Below are 772 nucleotides of genomic sequence, written 5' to 3'. Positions count from 1 at the left end.
CACCATCCTCATTGTGACCTTCTTGACTACGTGTTTCTTCGTCTACTACGGACAAATGATGACGTCAATGAACATGGTGGCAATCAATACTTTGAAAGGCTCACTATTTGGCTTTATCCCACTTGAGCCAGAAGCAGCAATGGCAATGAACCCACTTTGGTGTATGGTTGGTGGCCCTATTGTTGCGGGTTTCTTCGGTATGCTTGAAAAACGCGACGTTCACCTTTCGACAGCGACTAAAATCGCGATGGCGTTTGTACTCACTGCAATTGCATTTGGCATCCTAACGTTTGCGGTCACAACCGTTGGTGAAGATGTGGTGATCATGCCTGAAATCTTCTTGGCGATTCACTTCTTCCAAGCCATTGCGGAAGTTATCGTTGGTTCAATGGTTGTGGCATTCATTCTGTCTGTAGCACCAAAACACATCGAGAACTTCTCGGTTAGTCTATTCTCCGTTGCTATCGCATTGAGTGGTATCGTTGGTGCCGCTTTCTCAACGTCGATTGCGATGGAAAAAGGCCAAGAGATCACTCAAGAAATCGTACAAACCGTATACGGTGATTACTTCCAATTGCTTACTGTACTAGCGGTTGTGATGGTGGCGATTGCTATGGCAGCGTCGGTTGTTATTCGCAAAATGCTGGATGCGGCAAAAGAAAGCGAAGCACAAGCGCAACCTGTCGAGATTGAAGCGGGTGTCGAGGTACAGAGCTAATCGCTTTCGCACCGCCACTTGATTACATACGCAATCAACAAACAAAAATGCCGC

The 772-nt window shown here is 46.6% G+C and carries 1 pseudogene; it reads left to right on the top strand.

Annotated features, from left to right (window positions below):
• Positions 1-718 (top strand): annotated as a pseudogene (locus R7O13_RS26250) (major facilitator superfamily transporter); the annotation flags it as partial.
• Between the last annotated feature and the right edge of the window lie 54 nt (positions 719-772).

The organism is Vibrio sp. Y176 (genome assembly GCF_033438945.1).
Note: the sequence above shows the minus strand (reverse complement) of the source record. Positions and strands in the feature narration are given on the sequence as shown.